Consider the following 24299-nt stretch of genomic DNA (forward strand, 5'->3'; position numbering starts at 1 on the left):
TAATGCTACGCTACGCGCAGACCGGCGTACTCAATAGCGGGAATGCCCTCGGGGTTGGGCAGAAGAAGGAAGTTCAGGAACTCGTCGCGCTTAGAAGAAATGCGGGAGTAGTCGTCAATGCTGACTGCGGTGTATCCGCCTCGCGCGGGGACAGCTGCGGCACGCAGGCTTTCCTGGTAGGAGCGGGAGGGGTTCAGAGAGATTGCTGCTTCGGTTGCAGAGCCGTTGTACATGTGACAACCTGCGCCGTGAGTGGCGCGATCCTTTCGCGTTGCTCTTGTCTGTACCGGTTACCACCGGTTATTCCGGTGGTGAATACAAACCGCTTCGTCATCCGAGCCACCCGTGAACATGGGGTTGGCGTTCGACCATAGTCGGAGCTTATCAGTCGAAACTCTTGAAGCTGGGTTCAGCTTACAGCATTTTCTCAAGTTAAGTAAAGCGTTTTTTGAAAGAGATTTAGACTATTAGCGTTTTTGCTTGTGGAAGCGTTTTTGATGGCGGGAATTTTTGATACGGTGCGGAATATTTTATGTAAATATAGGTGTTTTTATGCATCAAAAACGCATCCCGCGCACCCGCCCGGCAATGACCGGCGGCAAGGCGCAAACCCGCACGATACGCGATAATGAGCTGGTGAGCGCCAACAATCCTTTCCCCGAAATTCCGGTTACCGTACCGCAAATCATCCGCCAGGTCGGGCACCGCACCTACCAGCGCGGTGTCGCCTACCAGCGCAACCGCGAAGTCATCCGCTACAGCTACGACGAAGACGAACGCACCCTCACCGGGCTCGTCAACGGAAGCACCATCATCCCCTACGAAGTGACGGTTCGCTTCTTCCCCGCTGTCAGCGGCTCCGCGACCTTCACCGCCCGCTGCACCTGCCCCGTGCTCACCGACTGCAAGCACGCCGTAGCGCTCATGCTCACCGCGCTCGACCGCGCCTCCGTGGCGAAAAAGGCGCTCAGCGAACACCCCGGACCGGTCGGCGTACCCAATGCTGGCTCTCATGGCGTAGCAGCGAAGAGTGCGGATGTTGCAGAGGCGAAGAAAGCCGCCGACCCGCTCGCGGCGCTGCGCGCCTCCGGTGCGCTCACCACCGCGGCAAAATTGCCCGCGCCCGATGCAGCGACTGCCAAGCCCGAAAACCCCCAGGGAAGCTTTGCGCTCAACGAGCTAGGCGCCTCCCCGAGCCTGCAGGCAGAGGCATCCGCCACCAAAATCTCGGCATGGCGACGCGACCTCTCCTCCATCCTTTCCGCACGTCAGGACCTTGCGGGCATCGATTCGATGCGCGTGAGCGGCGCCCTGGATTTCTCGCTGAGCGTCTCCGGCTCCTACGCGCGCGGCCGCAATATGCCCGGCGCAACCCCCAGCATTAACCTGCTCGCCCGACCGCTCATGGCGTCCAAAACCGGCCGCTGGATCAAGGGCGGACTCAGCTGGGAAACCTTCGCCTCCAGCGTGGGCGGACCCGTCGGACGGCACGAAATCTACCCCGAACACGAACGGTTCTTCGCCGAGCTCTACTCGATTGCCCGCCCCTGGCAGAACATGTACTCCTCGCACCGCGACTGGATCTCGATTAGCGCTTCTGCCTCCACTCTGCTCTGGGATGTGCTCGCCCGCGCAGAGGATATTGGCCTGCCCCTGCTCGTCAACGGTCGCGAAGTGAACTACGCTGTGCTGAGCCCCGCACAGGTGCGTCTGCACGCCACCGCAAGCGAGGATGCGCACGACGAGGGCGCCGGCCTGCAGCTTCAAGCAGCACTCAGCTGGGAAGGACGCGAAGGCGAACTGCTACGCCAGCTCTGGCTACCCGCCGCCCACTGCCACCCCATCGGCACCCCGCGCACCGGCTTCTTTGCCCTGGGCGGGCTCGCCCAGCAGGAGTACGAGCAGGCGGCAAAGGCGGTGCACTGGAAGACCGCGCGCCCCGGCGCACTGGATGAAGTGGGCCGCGAATCTTTCGTGCAAAAGACTGCCCAAAAGGACGCGCAGGAGGCTCCTACTGAGGAAGTTGAGAATAGCGCACCGACGATTGCCCCTGCGCAGAATAACCCGGTGCAGAATAACCCGGCGCAGGGTGAACGGGTGCGTTACTCCCCCGCCGTACCCGAACTGCCCGAGGGCGTGGAGCTGGCGCTCATCCCCCTGGTCGAGCCGCTCGATGCCGCCTCCGAATCACTCATTAGCGCCGGAACCGTGCACATTCCCGCCGCGGAACGCGCCACGTTCCAGAAGGAATACCTGCCCGCGCTCAGCCGTTCCATTCCTTCGTTGACCCCCGACCCGGCGCTGGCGCTACCGCGCGTGAAGCCGCCGCATCTGGTGCTTGAAATCAGCTTTGACGAGCAGGTACGCCACGACGCACAGCTGAGCTGGCGTTGGGAGTACCCGCTGAACCCCTTCGCGGAGGACAGCGCAGAGGAGGCGAGCGCGCAAGAGGCGAGCACGCAGAATCCTGCGGCCGGCTCCGATGTGTACTCCCTGCCCGTTTTCGGTTACCCCGGTGAAGAGGGTGGCGAGGTACGCGATGAGCGTTTTGAGGCGCGCGTGCTGCGTTCGGTGCGCGCCATTCTTGCCGCCCACCCGGCGCTTTCCGGGCTGGAGGAGCGCCACATCGAAGGTTGGGAAACCCGCGAGCTGCTCAGCGCGATTCTGCCGAAGCTTCGCCGTGTTTCCGCTGTTCAGGTGCGTTTTAATGGCACCCCGCCACAGTTCGTGGAGGCAACTGACGCGCTCATTGAAATCACCGTGAGCGAGGGCAATTCTCGCGACTGGTTCGGTCTGGGCATTGCGGTAAAGGTCAATAACTGGACCGTGCCGTTTGCGCAGATTTTTGAGGCACTCGATCGCGGGGCAGACCGTATTCTGCTCGGTAACGGTACCTATTTTTCGCTGCGTCGACCCGAGTTTAAGACCCTGCGCACCCTCATCGCGGAGGCTCGCGAACTTGACGATGCGGGCGGTGAGTTGCGCATTAACCGCCACCAGGCGGGACTATTCTCTGAGCTGGAGTCGCTGGCGGCGAGCGTGCATACGACCGCGCGGTGGGACGCTCAGGTGCGTTCGCTACTGGAGCTGGTTGAGGGCCTGGAAGATGCCGAAGAGAGCGCTGAAAAGGGCACTGAACAGACCCTTGACAAGGGCACGCAGGATTCCCCCGCACCCCAGAAGACCTCTCGCAAGAAGACTTCCCGCCAGATTATTCCGAGCTGCCCGGTACCCACCGGCCTGCAGGCGACCCTACGCCCCTACCAGGTGGAGGGTTTCCAGTGGCTGTCCTTCCTGTACGAGCAGCGTCTGGGCGGTATTCTCGCCGACGATATGGGTCTGGGTAAGACCGTGCAGGCTCTCGCTCTGCTCGCCCACGCCATCGAGGAGCACAGCACCGCGGCTCCCGGCGAGCCGTTCGCACCCTTCCTCGTGGTTGCGCCGACCTCCGTCATCACCAACTGGGCGGCGGAGGCGGAACGTTTCCTGCCCGAGGCGAAGGTCGTGACCATCACCGAAACCACCGCCGGTAAGACCCCGCTGGCTGAGCGCATCGCCGGGGCTCACCTGGTGCTGACCAGCTACACGCTGTTGCGCATGGACGAGGACGCATACACCGGTTACGCCCGCACGCTAGGCCGTACCGTTGACGAATTCACGGGCGAGCAGTCCGCTCCCGAAGGCTGGGGCGCGCTCCTGCTGGACGAGGCGCAATTCGTCAAAAATACCGGCACCCGCGCCTGGTCCATCGCCCGCGCGATGCCCGCCCGCACCAAGATCGCGATGACCGGCACTCCCATTGAGAACAACCTCATGGAGCTGTGGGCGCTGCTGGCGATTGTAGCGGACGGTCTGTTCCCCTCCGCCCGTGCGTTCCGTGACCTGTACGCTCGCCCGGCGGAATCCGGCGAGGACCCGGCGCACGCCGCGGCGACGGCTGCTCGTCTGCGCCGGCGCATCCGCCCGCTTATGCTACGCCGCACCAAGGAGCTGGTGGCGGCGGAGCTTCCGGCGAAGAACGATACCCGCGTGAACCTGCCGCTGGCTCCCGGTCACCGCCGCATCTATGACACGCATCTGCAGCGTGAACGCCAGAAGGTGCTGGGTCTGCTGGAGGATATGGACAAGAACCGGTTTACGATCTTCCAGTCGCTGACCCTGCTGCGCCGTCTGGCGCTTGATGCCGCGCTGATTGATCCGGAAGCCTACGCCGGGGTGTCGTCGGTCAAGCGCGACTACCTGGTTCAGCAGCTACCCGACCTGCTCGAGAAGGGCCACCGTGTGCTGGTGTTCAGCCAGTTCACCGGCTACCTCAAGAGCATTTCAGCGCGCCTGGCGGAGGAAGGCATCGGCCACCTGTACCTGGACGGTTCGACCCGCAACCGCGCCGAGGTCATCGAGGCGTTCACGAGCGGTCAGGAGCCGGTGTTCCTCATTTCGCTCAAGGCTGGCGGTTTCGGTCTGAACCTGACCGAGGCGGATCACGTGTTCATCATGGATCCGTGGTGGAACCCCGCCGCCGAGCAGCAGGCGGTGGACCGTATTCACCGCATCGGCCAGGACAAGGAGGTGCACGTCTACCGTCTGGTCGCCGAGGGCACGATTGAGGAGAAGGTCATGCAACTCAAGGAGTCGAAGGCGGCGCTCTTCGATGCGGTGGTCGGTGAGGGTGAGTTCGCCTCCGCGGCGGTGACGGCTGAGGATGTGCGTGAGCTCTTTGCGCCGGCTGTCGAGCGATAGCCGCCTTCCAGCCCGAGCGGTAGCCGTCCTCGAGTCTGAGGAGGTGTCTGGCACCCGTCATTTTTTGTCATCTGGTTACGCCTCGGGCTAGATTCACGCCCGATTCTGGCCCGGCTCTTCTCAACGGGGGCTCTGGGGCGTAGCCTTGTAGGACTGCTTACGGAGGCGCCGCCTCCCCATAGATTCCAAAGGAGCATCATGAGCTACAACGTACCCAACGTAAAGTTCAACGACGGCCGATCCATTCCGCAGCTGGGCTACGGCGTGTGGCAGGTTGAGGACGAGGTCGCCGAGAAGGTCGTGGCCACCGCCCTTGAGACCGGCTACCGCCACATCGACACCGCCGCTATTTACGGCAACGAGGCGGGCGTAGGCCGCGCTATCGCTAACTCCAACGTGGCTCGTGAGGACATCTTCCTCACCACCAAGCTGTGGAACTCCGATCAGGGCTACGAGAGCGCTTTTGAGGCGTTCGAGGCGTCCCTTGAGAAGCTGGGCACCGACTACGTTGACCTGTACCTGATTCACTGGGCTAAGCCGCAGCAGGGCCTGTACCTGGATTCCTGGCGTGCGCTGATTGAGCTGCAGAAGCAGGGTAAGGTCCGTTCCATTGGTGTTTCGAACTTCCCCGAGGAGCAGCTGCGCGAGATTATCGAGGAGACCGGCGTGGTTCCGGTTATCCACCAGATTGAGCTGCACCCCTATTTCTCGCAGGAGGCACTGCGCGCCGTTCACGCCGAGTACGGCATCGCGACCCAGGCGTGGAGCCCGCTGGGTAACGGTAGTGACCTGCTGCAGAACCCCGTGCTGGCTGAGATTGCGGAGCGCCACGGCGTAACCCCCGCGCAGGTTGTGCTGGCGTGGCACCTGGCTAAGGGCACCGTGGCTATCCCGAAGTCTGTGACCCCCTCCCGCATTGAGGAGAACCTGGCGTCGGTGAACGTGAAGCTGACCGCCGAGGACATCGCGGCTGTGGATGCGCTTTCCACCCCCGAGGGTCGTATTGGCGCTGACCCGGCGAACATCGACTTCTAAGGTGCAGCTCGGGCGTAGAGCTCGAATCGAACCTACATAAAGCCCCGACAGGCACGGATAGTGCTTGTCGGGGCTTTTGCGTGCTCTTGCGGGAGCTAAGGTTTTAGAGAATGATCATTCGCGGATTGCCCAACAGGTCAGTGAACGCTCGTGCTCTCCCCCGCTAGTTCTCGTCCTCTACCAGCAGGGAAAGGGAGATGCGGCGGCGCGCCGGGTCGACCTCCACGACGCGCACCTGCACGATGTCGCCGCTACGCACAATATCGTGCGGGTTCGCCACGTAGCCGCGGCTCATCTGCGAGATGTGTACGAGGCCGTCCTGGTGCACGCCAATATCCACGAACGCACCGAATGCCGCCACGTTCGAGACGGTGCCCTCGAGTACCATGCCGGGGCGTACGTCCTCGAAATGCGAGACGGACTCGGAGAAGCGGGCGGTGCGGAAGCTACCGCGCGGGTCCAGGCCGGGGCGGCGCAGCTCGGTGAAGATGTCCTCGACCGTGTACACGCCGGCGGTGGCTTCGTCCGCGCTCGCCTGAGTATCGCTATCCTGCACGTAGTCGGCGGGGTTCAGCCCGGCGAGCGGGTCGGTTCCATCCGAGGTACCCAGGGCGCCGGCAACCCAGTGGGCGCCGTTGCGTGCCTGCGCGTCGGCAATAATGCGGCGCGCGAGCGGGTAGGCTTCCGGGTGCACCGCGGAGGCGTCCAGCGGCTCCTCACCACCGCGGATGCGGATGAATCCTGCCGCCTGGCGGAAGGTTTTCGCGCCCAGTCGCGGCACGTTCAGCAGCTGCTGACGGTTCGCGAAGGTGCCGTGTTCGGTGCGGTAGGCGACGATGCGTTCGGCGGTTGCGGTGCCCACGCCCGCCACGTGCGCGAGTAGCTGCACGGAGGCGCTGTTGAGGTTCACGCCCACGGCGTTCACGCAGTCTTCGACGGTGTCGTTGAGGGCGCGGCGCAGGGCGGCGGGCGGCACGTCGTGCTGGTACTGTCCCACGCCGATGGACTGCGGGTCGATTTTGACGAGCTCGGCGAGCGGGTCCTGCAGGCGGCGTGCAATCGAGACGGCGCCGCGCACGGTCACGTCGTAGTCGGGCAGCTCGGCGGCGGCCAGGGCCGAGGCGGAGTAGACGGATGCGCCCGCCTCCGAAACGGTCACCTTCTGGGGTGCTTCTGCACCCTCCTCGCGCAGGGCGCGAATCAGTTCGCTGGCGAGCTTGTCGGTTTCGCGGCTTGCGGTGCCGTTGCCAATGGCGATGAGTTCCACGCCGTGCTCGCGGCAGGCGGCGGCGAGCTCGCGCAGGGCTTCTGCCCACTGGTTGCGCGGGGCGTGCGGGTAGACGGTACCCACGCGCAGCGGCTCACCGGTGCCGTCGACTACGGCGTATTTCACGCCGTGGCGCAGGCCCGGGTCCAGGCCGAGGGTGGTCTTGTGTCCGGCGGGTGCGGCGAGCAGAATATCGCGCAGGTTGGAGGCGAACACCTCAGTCGCGTGCTGTGCGGCGGCGTCGAGTAGCTGGTGGCGGATGCGTTCGGCAAGGCGCGGGCGCAGGTGGCTGCGCCATGCGGTGCGCACGGTGGCGGCAAGCCAGCCGAGCACGCGGTCTTCGTCGTCGACGGTGTTGAGCACCTGCACGGGGATGCGTAGCGCAGCGGCAACTTCACGCTCATATGCAGAACGGACGTTCTCGTAATTTTCGGCGGCAGCCTCAGCTTCGGCGCGGGCGGCACCACGCAGGCGGCTGAGCGCCACGGGGGCGGGTGCCACATCCACCTTGAGGCGCACCACGCCGGCGTCCTTGGCGCGGTGCAGCGCCAGCACGCGGTGCGGCGGAATGGAACGAATACGGTCCGAGAAGGCGAAATAGTCGGAGAACTTCGCGCCGATGCTTTCCTGACCAGCAATCACGCGGGACTCAATCACGCCACCTTCACGCAGGCGCTTGAGGAGCTTTTCGCTCAGCACCGGGTCGGTGAGAGCGCGGTCAACCAGAATCGCGCGGGCACCGTCGAGGGCATCCTCGGCACTGTGAATCTGCAGGGCTTCGTCCGCCTCTGCAACCTCAATGCTCTCGTCCTCATCGTCCCCGTCGTCCCCGTCGTCTTCGGTGCCGTCGGTAATGTATGCGGCGGCGATGGCGTGCGCCTCGGCGAGGGGCACCTCCAGCAGGTCTTCGACGAGGGAATCAAGCCCGGCGGCACGCGCCATCTGGGCGCGGGTCACACGCTCGCTGCGGTACGGGGCGTAGATGGCGTTCACGTCTGCGATGGTGGCGGCGTTCATGAGCGAGGAACGCAGCTGCAGCAGGGTGAGCGGGTCGATGAGGCCTTCGTCGGCGCGTTCGGTGAGCGCTTCGAGCACGCGGTTGCGGCGCTCTTCAAGGGCGCGGAGTTGGCCCAGGCGCGACTGGATGGTGCGCAGCTGGGTGTCGGTGAGCGCGCCCGTTGCTTCTTTGCGGTAGCGGGCGATGAAGGGTACGGAGTTGTCGGCGTCGAGTAGCGCCACGGCTGCGCGGATGCGGTGCGGCGCGATGCCGGTTTCTACGGCGAGCGCGTTAATGAGGTGCTCGGCGGGCTGCTCAGTCTTGCCGCCGGTTTTGTGTTTTTCGCGGTGTGCGGCGCTGCTGGGTTCGTTGCCGGCGGAGCTGCTGGGCGCGGGGTCTGCAGCTCGATCCGCGCGCGGGCGGATGCTGCTCGGGAGGGGGTGTTCGCTCATCCTTCCAGTTTCGCATATTTCGCCGCGGCTCATGGGTTGGCCGGTAATGCTGAGAAAAGAGTCAGCGCGGGGCGTATTTTGCTCGCCTGTGCGGGTGCGGGTAAGCGTATTTTTCTATCGCATCTTCTAGTGCAGATTACGAGTCTTTACGCACATTTTGCCCTGTGGGTGCGCTAAACGTTGTCATCTTTTCGTAAGAAACCGTGTTAGGGGTTCACGTATTTGAATAGTGCTTAGTTTCAGCGATAAATTTAGATAAAAGAGCATATTTTTTTGAAAAAATATCTCTTATTCGTGCAGATAAGAGCTGGACTCACACCACGCAAACACCCTTATCTGCGTGCACACGTTCAGGGTTTCGGCGGCACGGTACGACATGGTGCCGCCACATCCCGCAGATGAAAGAGGGACCCATGCGCGAACAAGCCGCGCTATCAAACGCTCCGGAGGGCTACTTAGATTTTCACGACGAGTACGCGGAACTCATCGCCGAACTCGCCGCGCTGGGGTTCACCCCTACCCAGGTTCTCCGCCGCCTCAATTTTCTGTACCCGCACATCAACAAGAAGTACCTGAACTATGCGCTGGACTCCGGCATCTGGCAGTTTGGCCCGGTCACGGCAGACGCCCCGAGCTACACGGTACTCGCCTGCGGCCTCTGGTACGTTTTTGCGGAAGCCTACGATTTGCCTCCGGAGCCCGAGTACGCGGCGCTGATTCTTGATTGCGATATTATTCACGACCTGCCGCCCGCGCTGGAGGCACGCCACTTCAGCAATGAAGACATTGCGCACGTTCTGGCGAAGATCGGCGCTACGCTCAAGTACCTTGCCGCACACCCCTACTCCCAGCTGGAGGAAGAAGCCTACGCGCAGACCCTCGAGGACATCCGACTGCGCGGCGTGAAAGAAATCGGCACCGAGGGCGGTAGCCTGTACACCCTGCTTGCCGCCAGTATGGAGGGCGAATCGGCGTGGCCTGCCCCCGCACAGACGGTCAACGACTACCTCGGCGACGGCAACTGGTCCCTGGGCATGCTCCGCACCGGCATCTACCCGGCGGAGGCGCTCGAGAACGAGTGGTATATCGACGCCGCGGCGGTACCTGAGGATTTTGCACCGAAGACTCTGAGCCTGTTTTTGAGCTATTGTGCCCGCTACGACCGCGAGCCGACGGCGCTGAACTACGGCTACTGGTCTACCATTCCCACGCTGATTGAGCAGGTGCCGCCGCTGGGTGCGGTACGCGCCAAGTTCGGCTCCTGGCAGACGACCCTGCATCGCGGACGCACGCAGATTGCCCGCGAGCTGCGCCTGTGGACGAAGAACGAAGCAAACGCAGCTGCCGTGGAGTCGGGTGCCGCTGAGGCGAGCGCTGCTGAGTCGAGTGCCGCTGAGGAGCTTGAGCTCCTCGACGTTGAGCTGACTAATGCTGACGCTGAGCTGGCTAACGCGGAGCTCACCAAAGCAGAACTAGCAGAGTTGGATACCCCGGACGTCTCCCCTGCGGACGCTCCCGCGGAACCGGCAGAACCCGCACGTCTGAGCGCCCGCGAACTCACCGAGCAGGGCATCGGCGTGGTGCAGACCGCCCACACCGACCTGGCGGCGTACCACCGCACCCAATGGGAACAGACGGTGGAAGTCTTCGGCGAACGCCTCGCGCAGCTTGCCTGGAACCGCCGCCTGAGCACCTACTACTTCTTCGACGGAGCCTGCCTGGAAGACGCCGACCCGACCCCCGTGGTGACGGTCTTCCGCTCCCCCACCGGTTTCCTCTGCGAGCTTGAACCCACCGTCGAGGCGCTGCCCGCCTTCGACCCGGAGTTCCTGCAGGAGCACGGCTGGAGGCACCCGGTACCGGTGCATGCGCTGTGGAATCTGCACGCGCTCGACCCGTTGGAGGCAGCTGCCGCCGTCATTGAGGCGATGCGTTCCGGTTGCGGTTGTGAACGCTGGGATTTCTACCGCACCGATGATGACGACGACCCGCTTGCCGAAGAGGCTGAGGCGGCGCCCCTCTAAGCGCGCACTCCCGCGAGCCTCTCGAGTTCATCCCTGGAGACAGCGAAAGCCCGCGTCCCCCGCTCCCTGAGAGGAGCAGGTGACGCGGGCTTTACGCATGCGCTGATAGCCGGTACCGAGATAGCCGGCGTGGCTTAGCGTGCCGAGAAAATCTCGGACGCCTCCACAATCGCAATCTGCGCGGTGCGGGTCGAGATTGCTTCGTGGCGGCGTGCATCCGCACGGCGCTTGAAGAACCAACCAATACCCAGAATCGCGAACCAGACGGGCATCGCGAGCAGACCCCTGAGGGTTTCTTCATCCATAGCCAGCACACCGATGGTGAAGGCGAAGAACACCAACGACAGCCACGCGGAGAAACGGCCGCCGGGCAGACGGAACTTCGACTTCTCGTGACGCGAGGGGAACTTCTTGCGGTACATCAGGTAGCTGACCATAATCATCGCCCACGCAAAAATCACGAGTACCGCAGCCACGGTGGTGACCAGGTTGAACGCGCTAGAGATTGAGTCACCCGCGTAGAGCAGCACGATGGAGGACAGCAGCATCACGGCGGAAAGGAACAGCGCGTTACGCGGCACACCGTTCTTGGAAATCTTGCCCAGGAACTGCGGTGCACTGCGCTCGCGTGCCAGGCCGAATGCCATACGCGAGGTGGAGAAGATACCGGAGTTCGCCGAGGAGGTTGCGCTGGTAATCACCACGAAGTTGATGATGTGCGCGGCGATGCCCAGGCCCGCCAGGGTGAACATGGCGACGAAAGGGCTCTTATCGGGGCTGACCAGGCGCCAGGGGGTGACCATCAGGATGACGGCGAGCGCACCCACGTAGAAGACCATAATACGTACCGGCACGGCGTTGATTGCCTTGGGCAGAGTCTTTTCGGGGTCCTGGGTTTCTGCGGCGGTGGTACCGACGAGCTCGGAGCCCATGAACGCGAAGACGGCAATCTGGAATGCACCGAGGAAGCCAATCAGGTGGTTGGGGAACATTCCGCCGTCGTTCCAGAGGTTTGCGACGGATGCCTGCGCGCCATTGGGTGAGGTGAATCCGATGGCGATCATGCCGCCGCCAACGATAATCAGGGCGACGATGGCGACGATCTTAATCATGGAGAACCAGAATTCGATTTCGCCGAAGTTCTTCACGGAGACCAGGTTCAGGGTCAGCAGAACGCCGATGACGGCGAGCGCCGGGATCCATGGCTGCAGGTCGGGCCACCACATGTGCAGGTAGCCGACGATTGCGATGATGTCCGCGACGGCGGTGACCACCCACATGAACCAGTAGGACCAGCCGAGGAAGAAGCCCGCCATGGGGCCGACAAGGTCGGTGGTGAAGTCAGAGAAGGACTTGTACCTCAGGTTGGAGAGCAGAATCTCGCCCATAGCTCGCAGTACCAGGAAGATGACGGCGCCGATGAGCATGTACACGAAAATAACTGAGGGACCCGCCAGGGAGATGGCGCGACCGGAGCCCATGAACAGGCCCGTGCCGATGGCACCGCCGATGGCGATGAGCTGGATGTGGCGGTTGCTTAGACCGCGGTGTAGTCGCTCTCCCTGTTCGGGAGCTTTAGGATTCAGGCTGACGTTGTTCTGTTCAGTCACGACGTCCTCTTTTCAGCGGTTGTACCCCGTACCGCATGTACCCCTAGTGTAATGAGAATCATTAAGATTCAGGAGGTATAGCTAATGCATGAATATGCGGCCATTTGCTTGCGGGGTGTCCCCGGATTTCGGGGCGAGGCTGAGGCTCTGCCAGCTACCGCGCAGTATTCGGAAGTGTCACACTATCGATTGACGCGGAGTTTTTCTGAGAGCCCTCACAGCTACTTGGATAGTTATTCTACAGGTATTAAGTGCAAGAAAACAGGATTTACAGCAAAAATGTGACCTGTTTCTATTATTTACATCATATCAAGCAGTGTAAAAAATACCGCCCCGAACGTAAACAGGCAGGCATGAGGGCATGCGAAAGCCCCGCCTCCGCATCCTCAAAGAATGCAGAAACGGGGCTTACCAACAGCGCCGCAGAAAGAACAGAATTACTTCTGAGCAGCCTCTTCAGCAGGCTTCTCGGCGGCCAGTGCGCGAGCACGCTTCGCCGCATGGTGGCGGGTCAGAATCTCGTAGCCAATAGCCAGAGCGATGAACCAGATGGGGGTCAGCGCCAGACCGATTGCGGTATCCGGGTACAGGCTCAGGGCGTAGACCATAACAGCAAAGAAGACCAGACCAAACCAGCTCATACCAATACCCCAGGGCATCTTGTATACGGATGCCTCGTGGCGTTCGGGGAACTTCTTACGGTAGACCAGGTACGCAATCAGGATCATACTCCAGGTGAAGATACCCATCATCGACGCCACGGAGGTCACCACGGTGAACGCCTCCATAATGCCGCTACCGGCGTACAGCATGACCAGGCTGAACAGCAGCAGCACGGTGGTCAGGTACAGGGCGTTGGCGGGCACACCGTTCTTGGTGAGCTTGCCCAGTGCGGAGGGTGCGGCGCCGTCGTGTGCCAGACCGTACACCATACGGGAGGTGGAGAAGATACCAGAGTTTGCCGAAGATGCCGCGGAGGTCAGCACCACGAAGTTCACCAGCGATGCCGCAACCGCAATGCCCGCCAGGGAGAACATGCCCACGAAGGGGCTCATGGACTTATCCAGCTTGTCCCAGGGGGTCACGGCGAGGATGGTCATCAGCGGTACAGCGTAGAAGAGCGCAATGCGGAAGGGCACAGCGTTAATAGCCTTGGGCAGGGTACGTTCGGGGTGCTTGGTCTCAGCCACAGCGGTGCCGACGAGCTCAGCGCCCACAAAGGCGAAGAGAGCAATCTGGAAGGAGCCCAGGAAGCCGGTCACGCCCTGGGTGAAGATACCGCTACCGGAGGGGCCGGGGTGGTCCCACAGGTGGGTTACGGAGGCGGTAGTACCGTCGGGGCTGGTGAAGCTGAAGGCGACCATGAGCGCACCAACAATAATGAGGGCGACAATCGCGACGATCTTAATGACTGCGAACCAGAATTCGATTTCACCGAAGTTCTTTACCGAGGGCAGGTTCAGCAGCAGCAGAGCCACGATAACGGTCAACGCCGGGATGAATTTGGGCATGTCGGGTAGCCAGTATTGCACGTAGCCGGTAATCGCGATGACGTCCGCGATACCTGTGACAACCCAGAAGAACCAGTACGACCAGCCGACGAAGAAGCCGGCGCGCAGACCGAGAATGTCGGTAATGAAGTCGGTGAAGGACTTGTACTTGGGGTTGGAGAGCAGAATCTCGCCCATGGCGCGCAGAACAAAGTAGATGACGCTACCGATAATGGCGTACACCAAGACGATGGAGGGGCCGGTCAGGGCGATAGTCTTTGCCGAGCCGAGGAAAAGGCCGGTGCCGATGGCGCCGCCAATAGCGATCAGCTGGATGTGTCGGTAGCTTAGTCCGCGCTGAAGCTTAGAGTGCTCAGCTTCGGAGTCTAGGCCGGTGACGGAGTTGTGCTGCATTGGCTGCTGTGTCACGTGTTTCTCTTTCCTGCGTCGATTCGCCCTAAATTTCACTCGGGGGCGAGTCCGGGTGGTTGGTATTCGTGCATAATCCTGAACGGCGCGCCAGGAGGCGGTTCCCGCGCTTCCCGAGCCGGCGCGGTGCGCTTGGGCTTGTGGGCTCCGATTTTGCGGGCTTCCGACTTCTTGCATCGCCGATAAAAGGTTATGCAGAGAATGCATAATTTCAAATTTTACCCCCTCATACCCACACAAGTACAAGGAATACAACATCACCAAATTTTTGAGACGGGGCGATTGAGACGGGGCGAGCCTGTGGCATCCCTCAACCTCCACCCAAAACACGCCCCGCACCACCCCTGAGCCGCCGCACTTTTGTATGCGTGCTGAATTTCTGTGTTTCTCAGACCGGCATGTTCCCGGCTAGTTCAGTCTCACACCCGGCTAGTTCAGTCTCACGCCCGGCTAATTCAGCGTCATGCCAGCCCCGCACGCCGCGACACCGCACGGTATAGCGGCGCTACGCTATTCTTTTAGGTATGTCTACTGAGAACACGCAGCCTAGCCAGGCACCCGAATCCACCGAAGAAAAGGCCAAGAAGCCGGTTCCCGAGGAATTCTTCCGCCAGCCCTACTCCTTCGTCCGCCGCGGCGACCGCCTCACCGCGCGCCGCCAGAAGGCGTGGGACACCTACTCCCCCACCCACGTGCTGGACATTCCGCGCCTGCGCACCGACACCTCCGTCGCACCCGAGGCAACCTTCGACCCGGTCAAGATTTACGGCCGCGAGGCATACCAGGTCGTCGAGATCGGTTCCGGTCTGGGCGAGGCGATTGTGCACCGCGCAGCTGAGGTTCCCGAGGCGAACTTCCTCGCCGTTGAGGTGTACACCCCCGGCATTGCGGACCTGCTGCTGAAGATGGGCAACGCCGGCGTGGAGAACGTGCGTGTGGCTCAGGCGAACGCGCCCGAGCTGCTCGACAACATGCTCGAGGAGAACTCCGTGGACGAGCTGTGGGTGTTCTTCCCGGACCCCTGGCACAAGTCCCGCCACCACAAGCGCCGCCTGGTGTCCCCGGCGTTCGCTGATAAGGTTGCGCGCGTGCTCAAGCCCGGCGGCATTTGGCGTCTGGCGACCGACTGGGAGGAGTACGCCCTGGTCATGCGTGATGTTCTGGAGGCGCACCCCGACTTTGAGAACGTGAACCCCGGCACCGGTGCGACCGAGGAGGATCCGCAGGGTGGTTGGGCTCCGCGTTGGGAGGGCCGCACCCTCACCAGTTTTGAGCGTAAGGCTCAGGAGGCGGGCCGCCGCGCGCACGACCTGACTTACCGCCGCAAGTAAGCAGGGATGCGTCAGCGTTAGTTGGCGCAGCTGAGCGCGGGTCAGCGCGAATATACGTTAAGGAGGTGAGGCTCCCCGGTCGTTCGGGGGGCCTCACCTCCTTGTTCATATACGGATTCTTCTATAGCTAAACCCTATGATTCATCAGCCGACGCATGTTTCAAAGCCTTCTCGTAGATAAATCGGTAGGAGTCATTTCTAGATTTTTCAAACTCTTCCAGCTTCTTTATTTCTTTCGAAATATTAATCTGCATGGGTGCACCAGTAAGTTCTTCAAGAATCGAGAAATTTCCTATAGGGACATAATACAGAGGGTACTCAACAAGACCAGTTTCTTTAATGGTGCACCCTTTTAGCTCACGTTCTCCCATAGAATATATACTAAATGGACTTATCTTATTTTTTTCAAGACCCACCATTACAAGATAAGCCAAATAGGGCGATAGAATCATTCGATGCGCCTCAGATTGCTCTGCAACCCTAAACCCAAGATCAACATCAGCTCCAATAAAATCTATAAAATAGTCTTTTTGGATCTCGTGGAGATTAGTTCTACAATCACTGAATGATTTCAGGTCAGCGGAACTTCCAATACCCAAACCTCCTACCTGATTTTTTAAATCCTCCTTACCTTTTAGATTGTTATTCCAATCCTTAGGCATAAGATTCCAGCGATAATCCCAGGGGTTCCCTTGCGAATGAAGAAGAAAAGCGTAGCTACGCAGTTTTAGGGTGTATGACGAACCAGGAATCTGACTGGGAGAAACTGATTCAAGAGATGCAATAAATTGCTGCAACGCCTCTCCAATAGCTACCGGTTCAGGCCTGCCGTCGTCTCCAATAGGTATGATTCGGAGATACACCAGCTCATCGCCCCTGACTCTCCATAAGAACCACCCTGTATCGACGCCAGATTCAACCTGATGATTCGACTCCCTCAGACCTTTATCGAAGCTTTCCATAAAGGTTGATATTACGCCGACACCAGAAATAGGATACTTAATTTTTAAAGCAGTTGATTCACTAATATCAACACCACATACCAATATAGCGTGAAATCCACCCCCAGCCCTTCCAGAATCGATGGACCTATTATCTACATAATCAGCACTAATCAAGCCTACTTCACTTTCTTTTTATATGACATCCAAAGACCAATAATTACAAGAACACTAATTACAAGAGCAATAACCAGAGCAGAACATACCGGCCATTCATAGAAAATTGTAGAAATCCATGGGATAAATCCAGTCGCTGACAGCACCAAGAAGAGCGAACTTAAAAATACTGAGGTCTGAAGTTTCTGGACATTTTTAAATTTAGTATTTGCAATATTTGCAAGCTTCACTAGTTGACCACTGAGATATTCATCCCTTTTATCGAATGAAACATTTTTCAAAATATATCTTTGGTTACTATTTTCGTATGACCCATAAAAAAATACGTTTCCTTCAGCTCCTCCAACTTCTCTATTAGGAAACTGAAGAAATCCAATCCCGAAAGAGGTAATCACACTAACAACAAATGAAACTACCCAAAAATACGTCCATAAATTCCAAAAGCTATTATTTTTATCCATAGCAGGGATGAGTGAGCCATAAGCCGCTACGATAAAGCCCTGGACGGCCAACAGCATCTGGATTCTTACGTCAGCATTTTTAATCCAATCGGAGAAGTACTGAACAAGTCTCCATCTCTCCTCATAACTCACGCCCTGCTCAACCGGAGCTGGTGCTTGGGCCTCAGCCGGTGCCCGATTATTATCAGTTGCTGCATCGCCAGACCCTGCCTGATTCTCAGTAACTTTCTGCTCTTTGATAGCTACTGGCTTCCACTGCATAAAGGTGTTCCAGACGAACAAATTTTTCACTCTGCCAACCCCTCTTCCATCTCAATACCCCGAACTTGTTAGTCCAACTATGCTATCTCCAACTATATAACCAAGCAGGTGAGGCTCCCCGTTCGTTCGGGGAGCCTCACCTCCTTGTGTGTGGGTCCAAGTGCATGCGGGGCGGGGGTCTACCCTCCCTCGCTTCGTATGACGCTAAGACGCACAAGTCTATATAAGTAGCTGACTAGCCTAGACAAGCTAGAACAGCCGGGCTGTTTATCCCAGTGTAGCCGGTTAGCGCGGCTTGCGATAGAGCACCACTAGCAGAGCCTGCGTAATACGAGCGTGACCACAGATGCCCATCCAACAGGTAAGGGGCAATCTCATCCGCGTAATCTCGCCGTAAGATACGCGAGGAAACACCTTTGAGGGAATTGACCAACTTGGAAACAGCAACTGTTGCAGGGTATCCCACCAGCAAGTAAACGTGATTGGCCCCTCCGCTGAACTCTTCCAAGGTTGCGCCGAAGTTTTTACATACGTCCCGCATGATGTTTTCACAGGTTTTCAACATGTCATCTGTGAAGACATATCGACGGTATTTAGTTACAAACACCAACTGGACATGAAGATCCCAGATAGCTTGTCTTCCAGTGCGAATGTCTGCATTATCTGCCATGACACCAAGTATATAATGGAGATGTTATGTTGAAGCGTTACCGATACCGCGCATACCCAAAACCGGGCCAGGTCGAACCTATTGCCCGACTCTTTGGATGCGTGCGCGTAACCTACAACGACGCTTTAGCCCACGCACTAGAGACCTACCGGCTCACCGGCACTAAACCTTCAGCCGCTGAACTGTCCGCACGCCTGACTGCGTTAAAGAAAACCGAGGAACGATTCTGGCTGAGTGAGGTCTCCTCCGTACCCCTACAACAAGCCTTACGTGACTTGGATAAAGCCTATAAGGCTTTTTTTGCTACTGTCACTGGCCAGCGCAAAGGTAAACGCGGCGCTCATGCACCGCGCTTTAAAAAGCGCAGTCACCGCCAGTCAGCAAGGTTTACGAAGAACTCCGGGTTTATAGTGCATGAAACAACTCATCGAGTCGGTTTTGTGCGCTTGGCCAAAATTGGAAATGTGCGGTTCGTGCTGTCACGCCCTCTACCTGCTGAGCCATCCTCAGTCACACTCATTCGTGAGCCGGATGGGAAGTACTATGTCTCATTTGTTGTGGATGTGCCTGCTGAAAATATTCAGATACCGGAGCCTTCTGCATACGCTGTCGGTGTTGACCTAGGCCTGAATCGCCTGGCCGTAGCTGTCAATTCTGAGGGTGAACGGGTGTTCTTTGAGAACCCCCGCCCTTTAAAGAAGGCAGCGGCACGTCTTGCTACGCTTCAACGTCAGCTCTCCCGTAAAAAGCGCGGTAGCAACCGCTACGAAAAGCAACGCATCCGCCTAGCCAAAGCTCACGCCAAGGTACGCAATACAAGGAGCCATTACGCGCATCAGGTAGCAAACAAGGTGGTGGACGAGAACCAAGTCATCGCCCTGGAGAACCTGAATGTGGCTGGTCTGTCGCGTACCCGTTTAGGTAAGTCGGTATTGGATGCCTCATGGGGTTTATTACGCCGTCTGATAGAAGAGAAGGCTGATGAACGTCATCGCATGGTGGTCTTTGCTGACCGGTTTGCCCCCACGTCGCAGCTGTGTTCTGTGTGTGGTGAGCCGGGCGGTAGAAAGCCGCTGAATATCCGTGAATGGGCGTGTACCAAGTGTGGTATGCGCTTAGATCGAGATGCTAATGCGTGTGTGAATATTATGCTCGCCGCAGGACTTGCGGAGAGTTTAAACGAACAGAAGAGGGACGTAAGACGCCTGCTTGCGGGTGCTGTTGCTGTTGACGCTGTTAACCCACCGAGAGCCGCATACCTGTAGGGTATGCGGCTGGCAGGAGTCCTCTTTGTTCGCAAGGAGGAGGAAGTCAACCTCCCTCACGCGGCGTATACACAAAGACGCACAAGCCTATATGGGTGGCCGACTAGCGCAAATGAGCTAAAACAGCCGAGCCGTTTATCCAAGTGTAGCGGGTTTAGCCGGTTTAGCGCTGCGGCTTCGTATCATCCGCCGTAGCCGACTGGTGACGCTGACGGTACAACACCACAGCCGAAGAACGCTGACGAGGCGCCGGGCGGGTACCGCGGGCAATATGCACCACGTCGCCACTGGTACCGGCGGCGAACACACGCTCCGTCAGGCCCAGCTTCACCTTCGCATCTTCAACCTGACGCTGCAGTGCCGCAATCTGTTCCTGCTGCTCCTCCACGAGGGACTGCAACTCAATAATGCGGCGAATACCCTCCAGGGAGACGCCCTCCTGCGAGAGCTGCTGAATCTGCTGCAGACGGTTCACGTCACGCTGCGAGTAGCGGCGCGCCTTACCGGGCGCACGCGAAGGCTGAACCAGGCCGATACGGTCGTACTGGCGCAGGGTCTGCGGGTGCATGCCCGCCAGCTCAGCCGCCACAGAAATCACGAAAACCGGCAGGTCCACGCTGTGCAGCGGCTTGCCGCTACGAGACTTGGATGATGATTCTCGAGATGCCATAGTTTACTTCGCCTTCTTCAACAAATCCTTACGCGGGTTCTCCTGCGGTGCCAGTTTTACGAACTTGTCGAATGCTTCCTGCGCCTCTGCGCTCAGCTCGGTGGGCAGAACGATTTCGGGGATGACCATCAGGTCGCCATCGCCACCCTTAGCCTTGAAGCCGCGGCCCTTGGCACGCAGTCGGCGGCCAACCTGGCCGGGTGCCAGGCGCAGCTTCACGGTGGATGCGTCGGGCAGGGGCACCTCGATTACTGCGCCGTCGACGGCCTCGGCGAGGGTGACGGGTGCGCGCATGATCAGGTTGTTGCCCTCGCGCGAGTACACGGAGTCGTCGGAGACGCGCACGGTGACCTTCAGATCGGCGCCGTGCAGGCCCTTGCCGCGCAGGCGCACCTTCTGACCGTCCTTAATACCGGCGGGGATGCGTGCCTCGGTGTGGGAACCGTCCGGCAGGAACACGGTCACGGTTGCGCCGGTGTATGCCTGGGCGAGGCTGATGCGGGTGCTGGTGGTGCTTTCTTCGGGGGCTACGTGCTGTGCGCCGCCGAAGCCGCCACCGCCCATGCCGCCGAAGTCGGCGCTGGTGAAGCCTGCGGAGCGTCGGGAGCCGCCCGCGCTACCGCCGAAGAGGCCGCCGAGCAGGTCGTCAATGTTGATGCCCGCCCCGCCACTGCTGAAGCCACCGAATGCGTCCGCGCCGGGGTAGCCGGTGTAGCTGCCACCACCGAAGCCGCCCATGCCTGCGGCACCGTAGCGGCGGATCTGGTCGTACTCCTCGCGCTGCTTCTTGTCGGAGAGCACGTCGTATGCTTCCGAGATTTCCTTGAACTTCTTCTCCGCTGCGGCGTCGCCGGGGTTCAGGTCGGGGTGGTACTTGCGGGAGAGCTTGCGGTACGCCTTCTTGATGTCGTTTTCGCTTGCGTCTTCGCTGACACCCAGTGCCTTGTAGAAGTCGTCAGTTATCCAGTTTTCACTTGCCATGTGTTTGTTTCTCCTCTCGCGGTGATGCGCCGCCCTCCTCGGTTACGGGACGGCTAGCAGGGCACCACGTTCTTGTCTTAATGCTCTATATAAAAGTTTAGTCTACTTGACTCAATTTTGGAAGGGGCTAGACCAAAAAATAGCGCCCTCCAAGGGTTTTTCACCGCGACCACAGCTCGCCGCATCCCAGACAAACACTCCAGCAAACAGCCCCAGCAAAACAGCCCAGGCAAAACATCCAGGGTAAACGACACAAGGCAAACAACAGGGCGGGCACTCCCCCGCTGGGAGAGCACCCGCCCGTCGTTAGTTATTCAGCCAATGCTTAGCCGTCACCTTACGCTGCAACAGCCACAGCCACCTGAGCGGTACGAACCACGCGGTCGTTCACGCGGTAGCCGTAACGCAGAACCATGGAGACATGATCCTCAGCCACCTCGTCGGTGGGCTGCTGCAGTACAGCCTCGTGGATGTTCGGGTCGAAGGCGTCGCCTACTTCACCGAAGCGCTCCACGCCCTGCTTGCCGAGCAGCTCTTCAAGCTTGGTAGCGATGGAGGCGAAGGGGCCTTCCTGCAGGTCGCCGTGCTTGCGTGCGGCGTCGATATCGTCGAGCACCGGCAGCAGCGCGGTCACCAGTTCACTGGTTACGAAGCCTCGCAACTGCTCCTTTTCGCGGGCGGTGCGGTTCTTGAAGTTAGTGAACTCGGCCTGCAGGCGAAGCAGGGAGTCCAGGCGCTCTGCGGCGAGTGCCGCGTCAGCAGATTCTGCTTCTACGGCGTCCTGGAGCTCAGCCTCGACGGCTTCCGCAGCTTCCTCGGGGCTTTCGACCGATTCAGCTTCGGGGTGGCCTTCCGCTGCGGGGGCATTGAATGCCTCCTCCAGCGGGTCGGGGGTGGTGTTTTCCTGCTCAGCCATGATTACTTCTTCTCGTCTTCGTCGATAACCTCGGCGTCGACAACGTCCTCATCAGCGGCGGGCTTGGACTCGGATGCCTCAGCCTGTGCTGCTGCGTAGAGTGCCTCGCCCAGCTTGGATCGGGATGCCTGCAGCTTCTCGAATGCGGACTTCACTGCTGCGTCGTCGTCGCCCTCGAGTGCCTTCTTCAGCTCGTCGACATCGCCCTGGACCTCGGTCTTGACGTTCTCGGGCAGCTTGTCGCCGTTCTCCTTCAGGAGCTTCTCAGTGGTGTATGCGACGGACTCGGCTTCGTTGCGGGTGTCAGCAGCCTCGCGGCGTGCCTTGTCCTGCTCAGCGTGTGCCTCTGCGTCCTTGACCATGCGGTCGATGTCGTCCTTGGAGAGGGAGGTACCGCCGGTGATGGTCATGGACTGCTCAACACCGGTGCCCTTGTCCTTTGCGGAGACGTGCACGATGCCGTTTGCGTCAATGTCGAAGGTAACCTCAATCTGGGGCACGCCACGGGGTGCGGGGGCGATGCCGGTCAGCTCGAAGGTACCCAGGTTCTTGTTGTCGCGAGTGAACTCACGCTCACCCTGGAAGACCTGAATGGTCACGGAGGGCTGGTTGTCCTCTGCAGTGGTGAAGGTCTCGGAACGCTTGGTCGGGATTGCGGTGTTGCGCTCGATCAGCTTGGTCATCACGCCGCCCTTGGTCTCGATACCGAGGGAGAGGGGGGTGACGTCGATCAGCAGAACGTCCTTACGGTCGCCCTTCAGCACGCCTGCCTGCAGTGCTGCACCCATTGCCACGACCTCGTCGGGGTTCACACCCTTGTTGGGCTCGCGGCCGGTGAGCTCCTTGACGAGCTCAGCAACAGCGGGCATACGGGTGGAGCCACCGACCAGGATGACCTCAGAAATCTCGGAGATGGACACGCCAGCTTCCTTGATTACGTCGAGCACGGGCTTCTTGGTGCGCTCGAGCAGGTCGCGGGTCAGTTCCTCGAACTTTGCGCGGGTCAGCTTCTCATCCAGGTGGATGGGGCCCTCGGGGGTCACGGACAGGTACTGCAGGGAGATGTTGGTGCTAGAAGCGCTGGACAGCTCCTTCTTAGCCTGCTCAGCTGCTTCCTGCAGACGCTGCAGAGCAATCTTGTCCTTGGACAGGTCTGCGCCGGTGTTTGCCTTCACCTGTGCGAGCAGCCACTCGACGACGCGGTGGTCCCAGTCGTCACCACCGAGGCGGTTGTCACCGCTGGTTGCGCGAACCTGAATGGTGGAGAAGCCGTCGTCGTCCTTGCCAACTTCCAGCAGGGAGACGTCGAAGGTACCGCCACCGAGGTCGAAGACCAGGATGAGCTCGTCTTCCTTACCCTTGTCCAGGCCGTATGCCAGTGCTGCGGCGGTGGGCTCGTTGACGATACGCAGGACGTTCAGACCTGCAATCTCGCCGGCTTCCTTGGTTGCCTGACGCTCAGCGTCGTTGAAGTATGCGGGAACGGTGATGACGGCGTCGGTGACCTTGTCGTTCAGGAATGCCTCTGCGTCGCCCTTCAGCTTCATGAGGATACGAGCGGAGATTTCCTGCGGGGTGTACTTCTTACCGTCGATCTCGGTGGTCCAGTCGGTGCCCATGTGGCGCTTGACGGAGGAGATGGTGCGGTCGACGTTGGTCACCGCCTGACGCTTTGCAACGCTACCGACCAGAACCTCGCCGTCCTTGGAGAATGCGACGACGGAGGGGGTGGTGCGGGTGCCCTCTGCGTTAGCGATGACGACCGGGTCGCCACCTTCCAGTGCTGCTACGACCGAGTTGGTGGTACCGAGGTCAATACCTACTGCACGTGCCATATGTTTATTCACTCCTTAGGTGTTAGTGCCCCGCTTCTTCTAATGCGAGGCGGGATAGTTTGAAAGTTTTGGAGGCGGTCGGTGCTGCGCGTGCCGCTCCGTGTGGGGTGGTCTGCGCGGCTCCTTGAGCCTCATGTACTCAAGTATGCACCCTCTCGAAAGGGCTGTCAAGAGACTTGAGCGAACTTTACTCAACTTTTTTATGTTGAGGGGCGTGAAGGGTGGGGCTTTCGGGGGTCTGGAGGGGCGTTTTACGGGTGATTTTGAGGCGGCGGCGAGACGTGAATGGGCGGTTTTGCCGCGGAATTCCGCGGTTTTTGGGCGGCGTGTGGGCGCGGCGCGGCGATTCAGCGCACGGCGGACATGGGTGGGTGCTCGGGGCGAAAAAATTTTTAAGAAAGGGGCGGAAAACCGAAAAATTGGGGTGCGAGAGGTGCCGGGAGGTGGTCTGAGCGCACCTTATATAGGGTGTGCGGGGCGATTTTTAGGCGTGATTTTTAAGTCTGGAGGCTAGGCCCCTGGCAGCGCTGCTAGGGGTGCGCTTCGTGCAGGCTCGTCAGCTACAGGCGCCTGCCTGAGATCTCAGAGAGTCATTCCTCTTATATATAGAGGACATGTTTGCAAGCTCCATCGCTCGCTCTATGGAGGTGTCTTCACTTGTCCAACCCGTAATTCTTCAACCTTCACCTGTGGCTTGAGGCTACCCGCCTGCCGTATGCTGGTTACGACCATATCCTCTCAAAGTAG

16 protein-coding genes and 1 riboswitch are annotated in these 24299 nt (G+C 59.8%); of the genes, 5 read left to right on the forward strand and 11 right to left on the reverse strand.

What is annotated here, in order from left to right:
• Positions 1-5 precede the first annotated feature (5 nt).
• Complete coding sequence (locus HMPREF2605_RS05725) at positions 6-233, reverse strand: hypothetical protein (protein WP_005506796.1); 228 nt, start codon at positions 231-233, stop codon at positions 6-8.
• Between the two features lie 35 nt (positions 234-268).
• Positions 269-403: riboswitch (SAM riboswitch) on the reverse strand.
• A 185-nt stretch (positions 404-588) separates the two neighbouring features.
• Between HMPREF2605_RS05725 and HMPREF2605_RS05730 the strand changes: the two genes are divergently transcribed.
• Both HMPREF2605_RS05730 and HMPREF2605_RS05735 read left to right on the forward strand, forming a co-directional pair.
• Entirely contained in the window at positions 589-4740 is a 4152-nt protein-coding gene (locus HMPREF2605_RS05730; RefSeq protein ID WP_070847338.1) for a DEAD/DEAH box helicase, read from the forward strand.
• Positions 4741-4938: 198 nt separating this feature from the next.
• The gene (locus tag HMPREF2605_RS05735; RefSeq protein ID WP_070847322.1) at positions 4939-5775 is read left to right on the forward strand and encodes an aldo/keto reductase; all 837 of its coding nucleotides are present in this window, start codon (positions 4939-4941) and stop codon (positions 5773-5775) included.
• Between the two features lie 163 nt (positions 5776-5938).
• On the opposite strand, the gene HMPREF2605_RS05740 is transcribed toward HMPREF2605_RS05735, so the two are convergent.
• The gene (locus HMPREF2605_RS05740) at positions 5939-8491 is read right to left on the reverse strand and encodes a helix-hairpin-helix domain-containing protein (RefSeq protein WP_210401038.1); all 2553 of its coding nucleotides are present in this window, start codon (positions 8489-8491) and stop codon (positions 5939-5941) included.
• Between the two features lie 413 nt (positions 8492-8904).
• On the opposite strand from HMPREF2605_RS05740, the gene HMPREF2605_RS05745 reads away from it, so the two are divergent.
• Complete coding sequence (locus HMPREF2605_RS05745) at positions 8905-10515, forward strand: dehydrogenase (protein WP_070847324.1); 1611 nt, start codon at positions 8905-8907, stop codon at positions 10513-10515.
• A gap of 134 nt (positions 10516-10649) precedes the next feature.
• Here HMPREF2605_RS05745 and HMPREF2605_RS05750 read toward each other — a convergent pair whose 3' ends face one another.
• The gene (locus tag HMPREF2605_RS05750) at positions 10650-12125 is read right to left on the reverse strand and encodes an amino acid permease (protein ID WP_070847325.1); all 1476 of its coding nucleotides are present in this window, start codon (positions 12123-12125) and stop codon (positions 10650-10652) included.
• Between the two features lie 437 nt (positions 12126-12562).
• Entirely contained in the window at positions 12563-14029 is a 1467-nt protein-coding gene (locus HMPREF2605_RS05755; RefSeq protein WP_070819012.1) for an amino acid permease, read from the reverse strand.
• A gap of 539 nt (positions 14030-14568) precedes the next feature.
• Here HMPREF2605_RS05755 and trmB point away from each other — a divergent pair.
• Positions 14569-15375 (forward strand): tRNA (guanosine(46)-N7)-methyltransferase TrmB, encoded by an 807-nt coding sequence (gene trmB / locus HMPREF2605_RS05760; protein ID WP_070688376.1) that lies wholly within the window; start codon positions 14569-14571, stop codon positions 15373-15375.
• Positions 15376-15509: 134 nt separating this feature from the next.
• Here the strand turns inward: trmB and HMPREF2605_RS09405 are convergent, their stop codons facing one another.
• The 3 genes from HMPREF2605_RS09405 to tnpA all read right to left on the reverse strand — a co-directional run bounded on the left by HMPREF2605_RS09405 (position 15510) and on the right by tnpA (position 17885).
• Complete coding sequence (locus tag HMPREF2605_RS09405) at positions 15510-16493, reverse strand: hypothetical protein (RefSeq protein WP_141762284.1); 984 nt, start codon at positions 16491-16493, stop codon at positions 15510-15512.
• 2 nt (positions 16494-16495) lie between these two features.
• Complete coding sequence (locus HMPREF2605_RS05770; RefSeq protein ID WP_070688377.1) at positions 16496-17245, reverse strand: Pycsar system effector family protein; 750 nt, start codon at positions 17243-17245, stop codon at positions 16496-16498.
• A gap of 205 nt (positions 17246-17450) precedes the next feature.
• The gene (tnpA, locus tag HMPREF2605_RS09280; RefSeq protein ID WP_239663332.1) at positions 17451-17885 is read right to left on the reverse strand and encodes an IS200/IS605 family transposase; all 435 of its coding nucleotides are present in this window, start codon (positions 17883-17885) and stop codon (positions 17451-17453) included.
• A gap of 26 nt (positions 17886-17911) precedes the next feature.
• Here tnpA and HMPREF2605_RS05775 point away from each other — a divergent pair, with 26 nt between their 5' ends.
• Complete coding sequence (locus HMPREF2605_RS05775; protein WP_049346853.1) at positions 17912-19150, forward strand: RNA-guided endonuclease InsQ/TnpB family protein; 1239 nt, start codon at positions 17912-17914, stop codon at positions 19148-19150.
• Positions 19151-19313: 163 nt separating this feature from the next.
• On the opposite strand, the gene HMPREF2605_RS05780 is transcribed toward HMPREF2605_RS05775, so the two are convergent.
• The 4 genes from HMPREF2605_RS05780 to dnaK all read right to left on the reverse strand — a co-directional run bounded on the left by HMPREF2605_RS05780 (position 19314) and on the right by dnaK (position 23552).
• The gene (locus HMPREF2605_RS05780; RefSeq protein WP_070819010.1) at positions 19314-19820 is read right to left on the reverse strand and encodes a heat shock protein transcriptional repressor HspR; all 507 of its coding nucleotides are present in this window, start codon (positions 19818-19820) and stop codon (positions 19314-19316) included.
• Positions 19821-19823: 3 nt separating this feature from the next.
• Entirely contained in the window at positions 19824-20801 is a 978-nt protein-coding gene (locus HMPREF2605_RS05785; protein ID WP_070819009.1) for a DnaJ domain-containing protein, read from the reverse strand.
• Positions 20802-21138: 337 nt separating this feature from the next.
• A complete protein-coding gene (locus tag HMPREF2605_RS05790) occupies positions 21139-21717 on the reverse strand; it encodes a nucleotide exchange factor GrpE (protein WP_070819008.1) in 579 nt (192 codons plus the stop codon).
• 2 nt (positions 21718-21719) lie between these two features.
• Positions 21720-23552 (reverse strand): molecular chaperone DnaK, encoded by a 1833-nt coding sequence (gene dnaK, locus HMPREF2605_RS05795; RefSeq protein ID WP_070819007.1) that lies wholly within the window; start codon positions 23550-23552, stop codon positions 21720-21722.
• Positions 23553-24299 lie beyond the last annotated feature (747 nt).

The organism is Rothia sp. HMSC065C03, from assembly GCF_001837295.1.
Lineage (GTDB): Bacteria > Actinomycetota > Actinomycetes > Actinomycetales > Micrococcaceae > Rothia.

Excerpts from the sequence above, each read along its gene's own strand:
- HMPREF2605_RS05725 (WP_005506796.1), bottom strand. The coding sequence starts at position 233 with ATGTACAACGGCTCTGCAACCGAAGCAGCAATCTCTCTGAACCCCTCC.
- HMPREF2605_RS05730 (WP_070847338.1), top strand. The coding sequence starts at position 589 with ATGACCGGCGGCAAGGCGCAAACCCGCACGATACGCGATAATGAGCTG.
- HMPREF2605_RS05735 (WP_070847322.1), top strand. The coding sequence starts at position 4,939 with ATGAGCTACAACGTACCCAACGTAAAGTTCAACGACGGCCGATCCATT.
- HMPREF2605_RS05740 (WP_210401038.1), bottom strand. The coding sequence starts at position 8,491 with ATGAGCGAACACCCCCTCCCGAGCAGCATCCGCCCGCGCGCGGATCGA.
- HMPREF2605_RS05745 (WP_070847324.1), top strand. The coding sequence starts at position 8,905 with ATGCGCGAACAAGCCGCGCTATCAAACGCTCCGGAGGGCTACTTAGAT.
- HMPREF2605_RS05755 (WP_070819012.1), bottom strand. The coding sequence starts at position 14,029 with ATGCAGCACAACTCCGTCACCGGCCTAGACTCCGAAGCTGAGCACTCT.
- trmB (WP_070688376.1), top strand. The coding sequence starts at position 14,569 with ATGTCTACTGAGAACACGCAGCCTAGCCAGGCACCCGAATCCACCGAA.
- tnpA (WP_239663332.1), bottom strand. The coding sequence starts at position 17,885 with ATGGCAGATAATGCAGACATTCGCACTGGAAGACAAGCTATCTGGGAT.
- HMPREF2605_RS05775 (WP_049346853.1), top strand. The coding sequence starts at position 17,912 with ATGTTGAAGCGTTACCGATACCGCGCATACCCAAAACCGGGCCAGGTC.
- HMPREF2605_RS05780 (WP_070819010.1), bottom strand. The coding sequence starts at position 19,820 with ATGGCATCTCGAGAATCATCATCCAAGTCTCGTAGCGGCAAGCCGCTG.
- HMPREF2605_RS05785 (WP_070819009.1), bottom strand. The coding sequence starts at position 20,801 with ATGGCAAGTGAAAACTGGATAACTGACGACTTCTACAAGGCACTGGGT.
- HMPREF2605_RS05790 (WP_070819008.1), bottom strand. The coding sequence starts at position 21,717 with ATGGCTGAGCAGGAAAACACCACCCCCGACCCGCTGGAGGAGGCATTC.
- dnaK (WP_070819007.1), bottom strand. The coding sequence starts at position 23,552 with ATGGCACGTGCAGTAGGTATTGACCTCGGTACCACCAACTCGGTCGTA.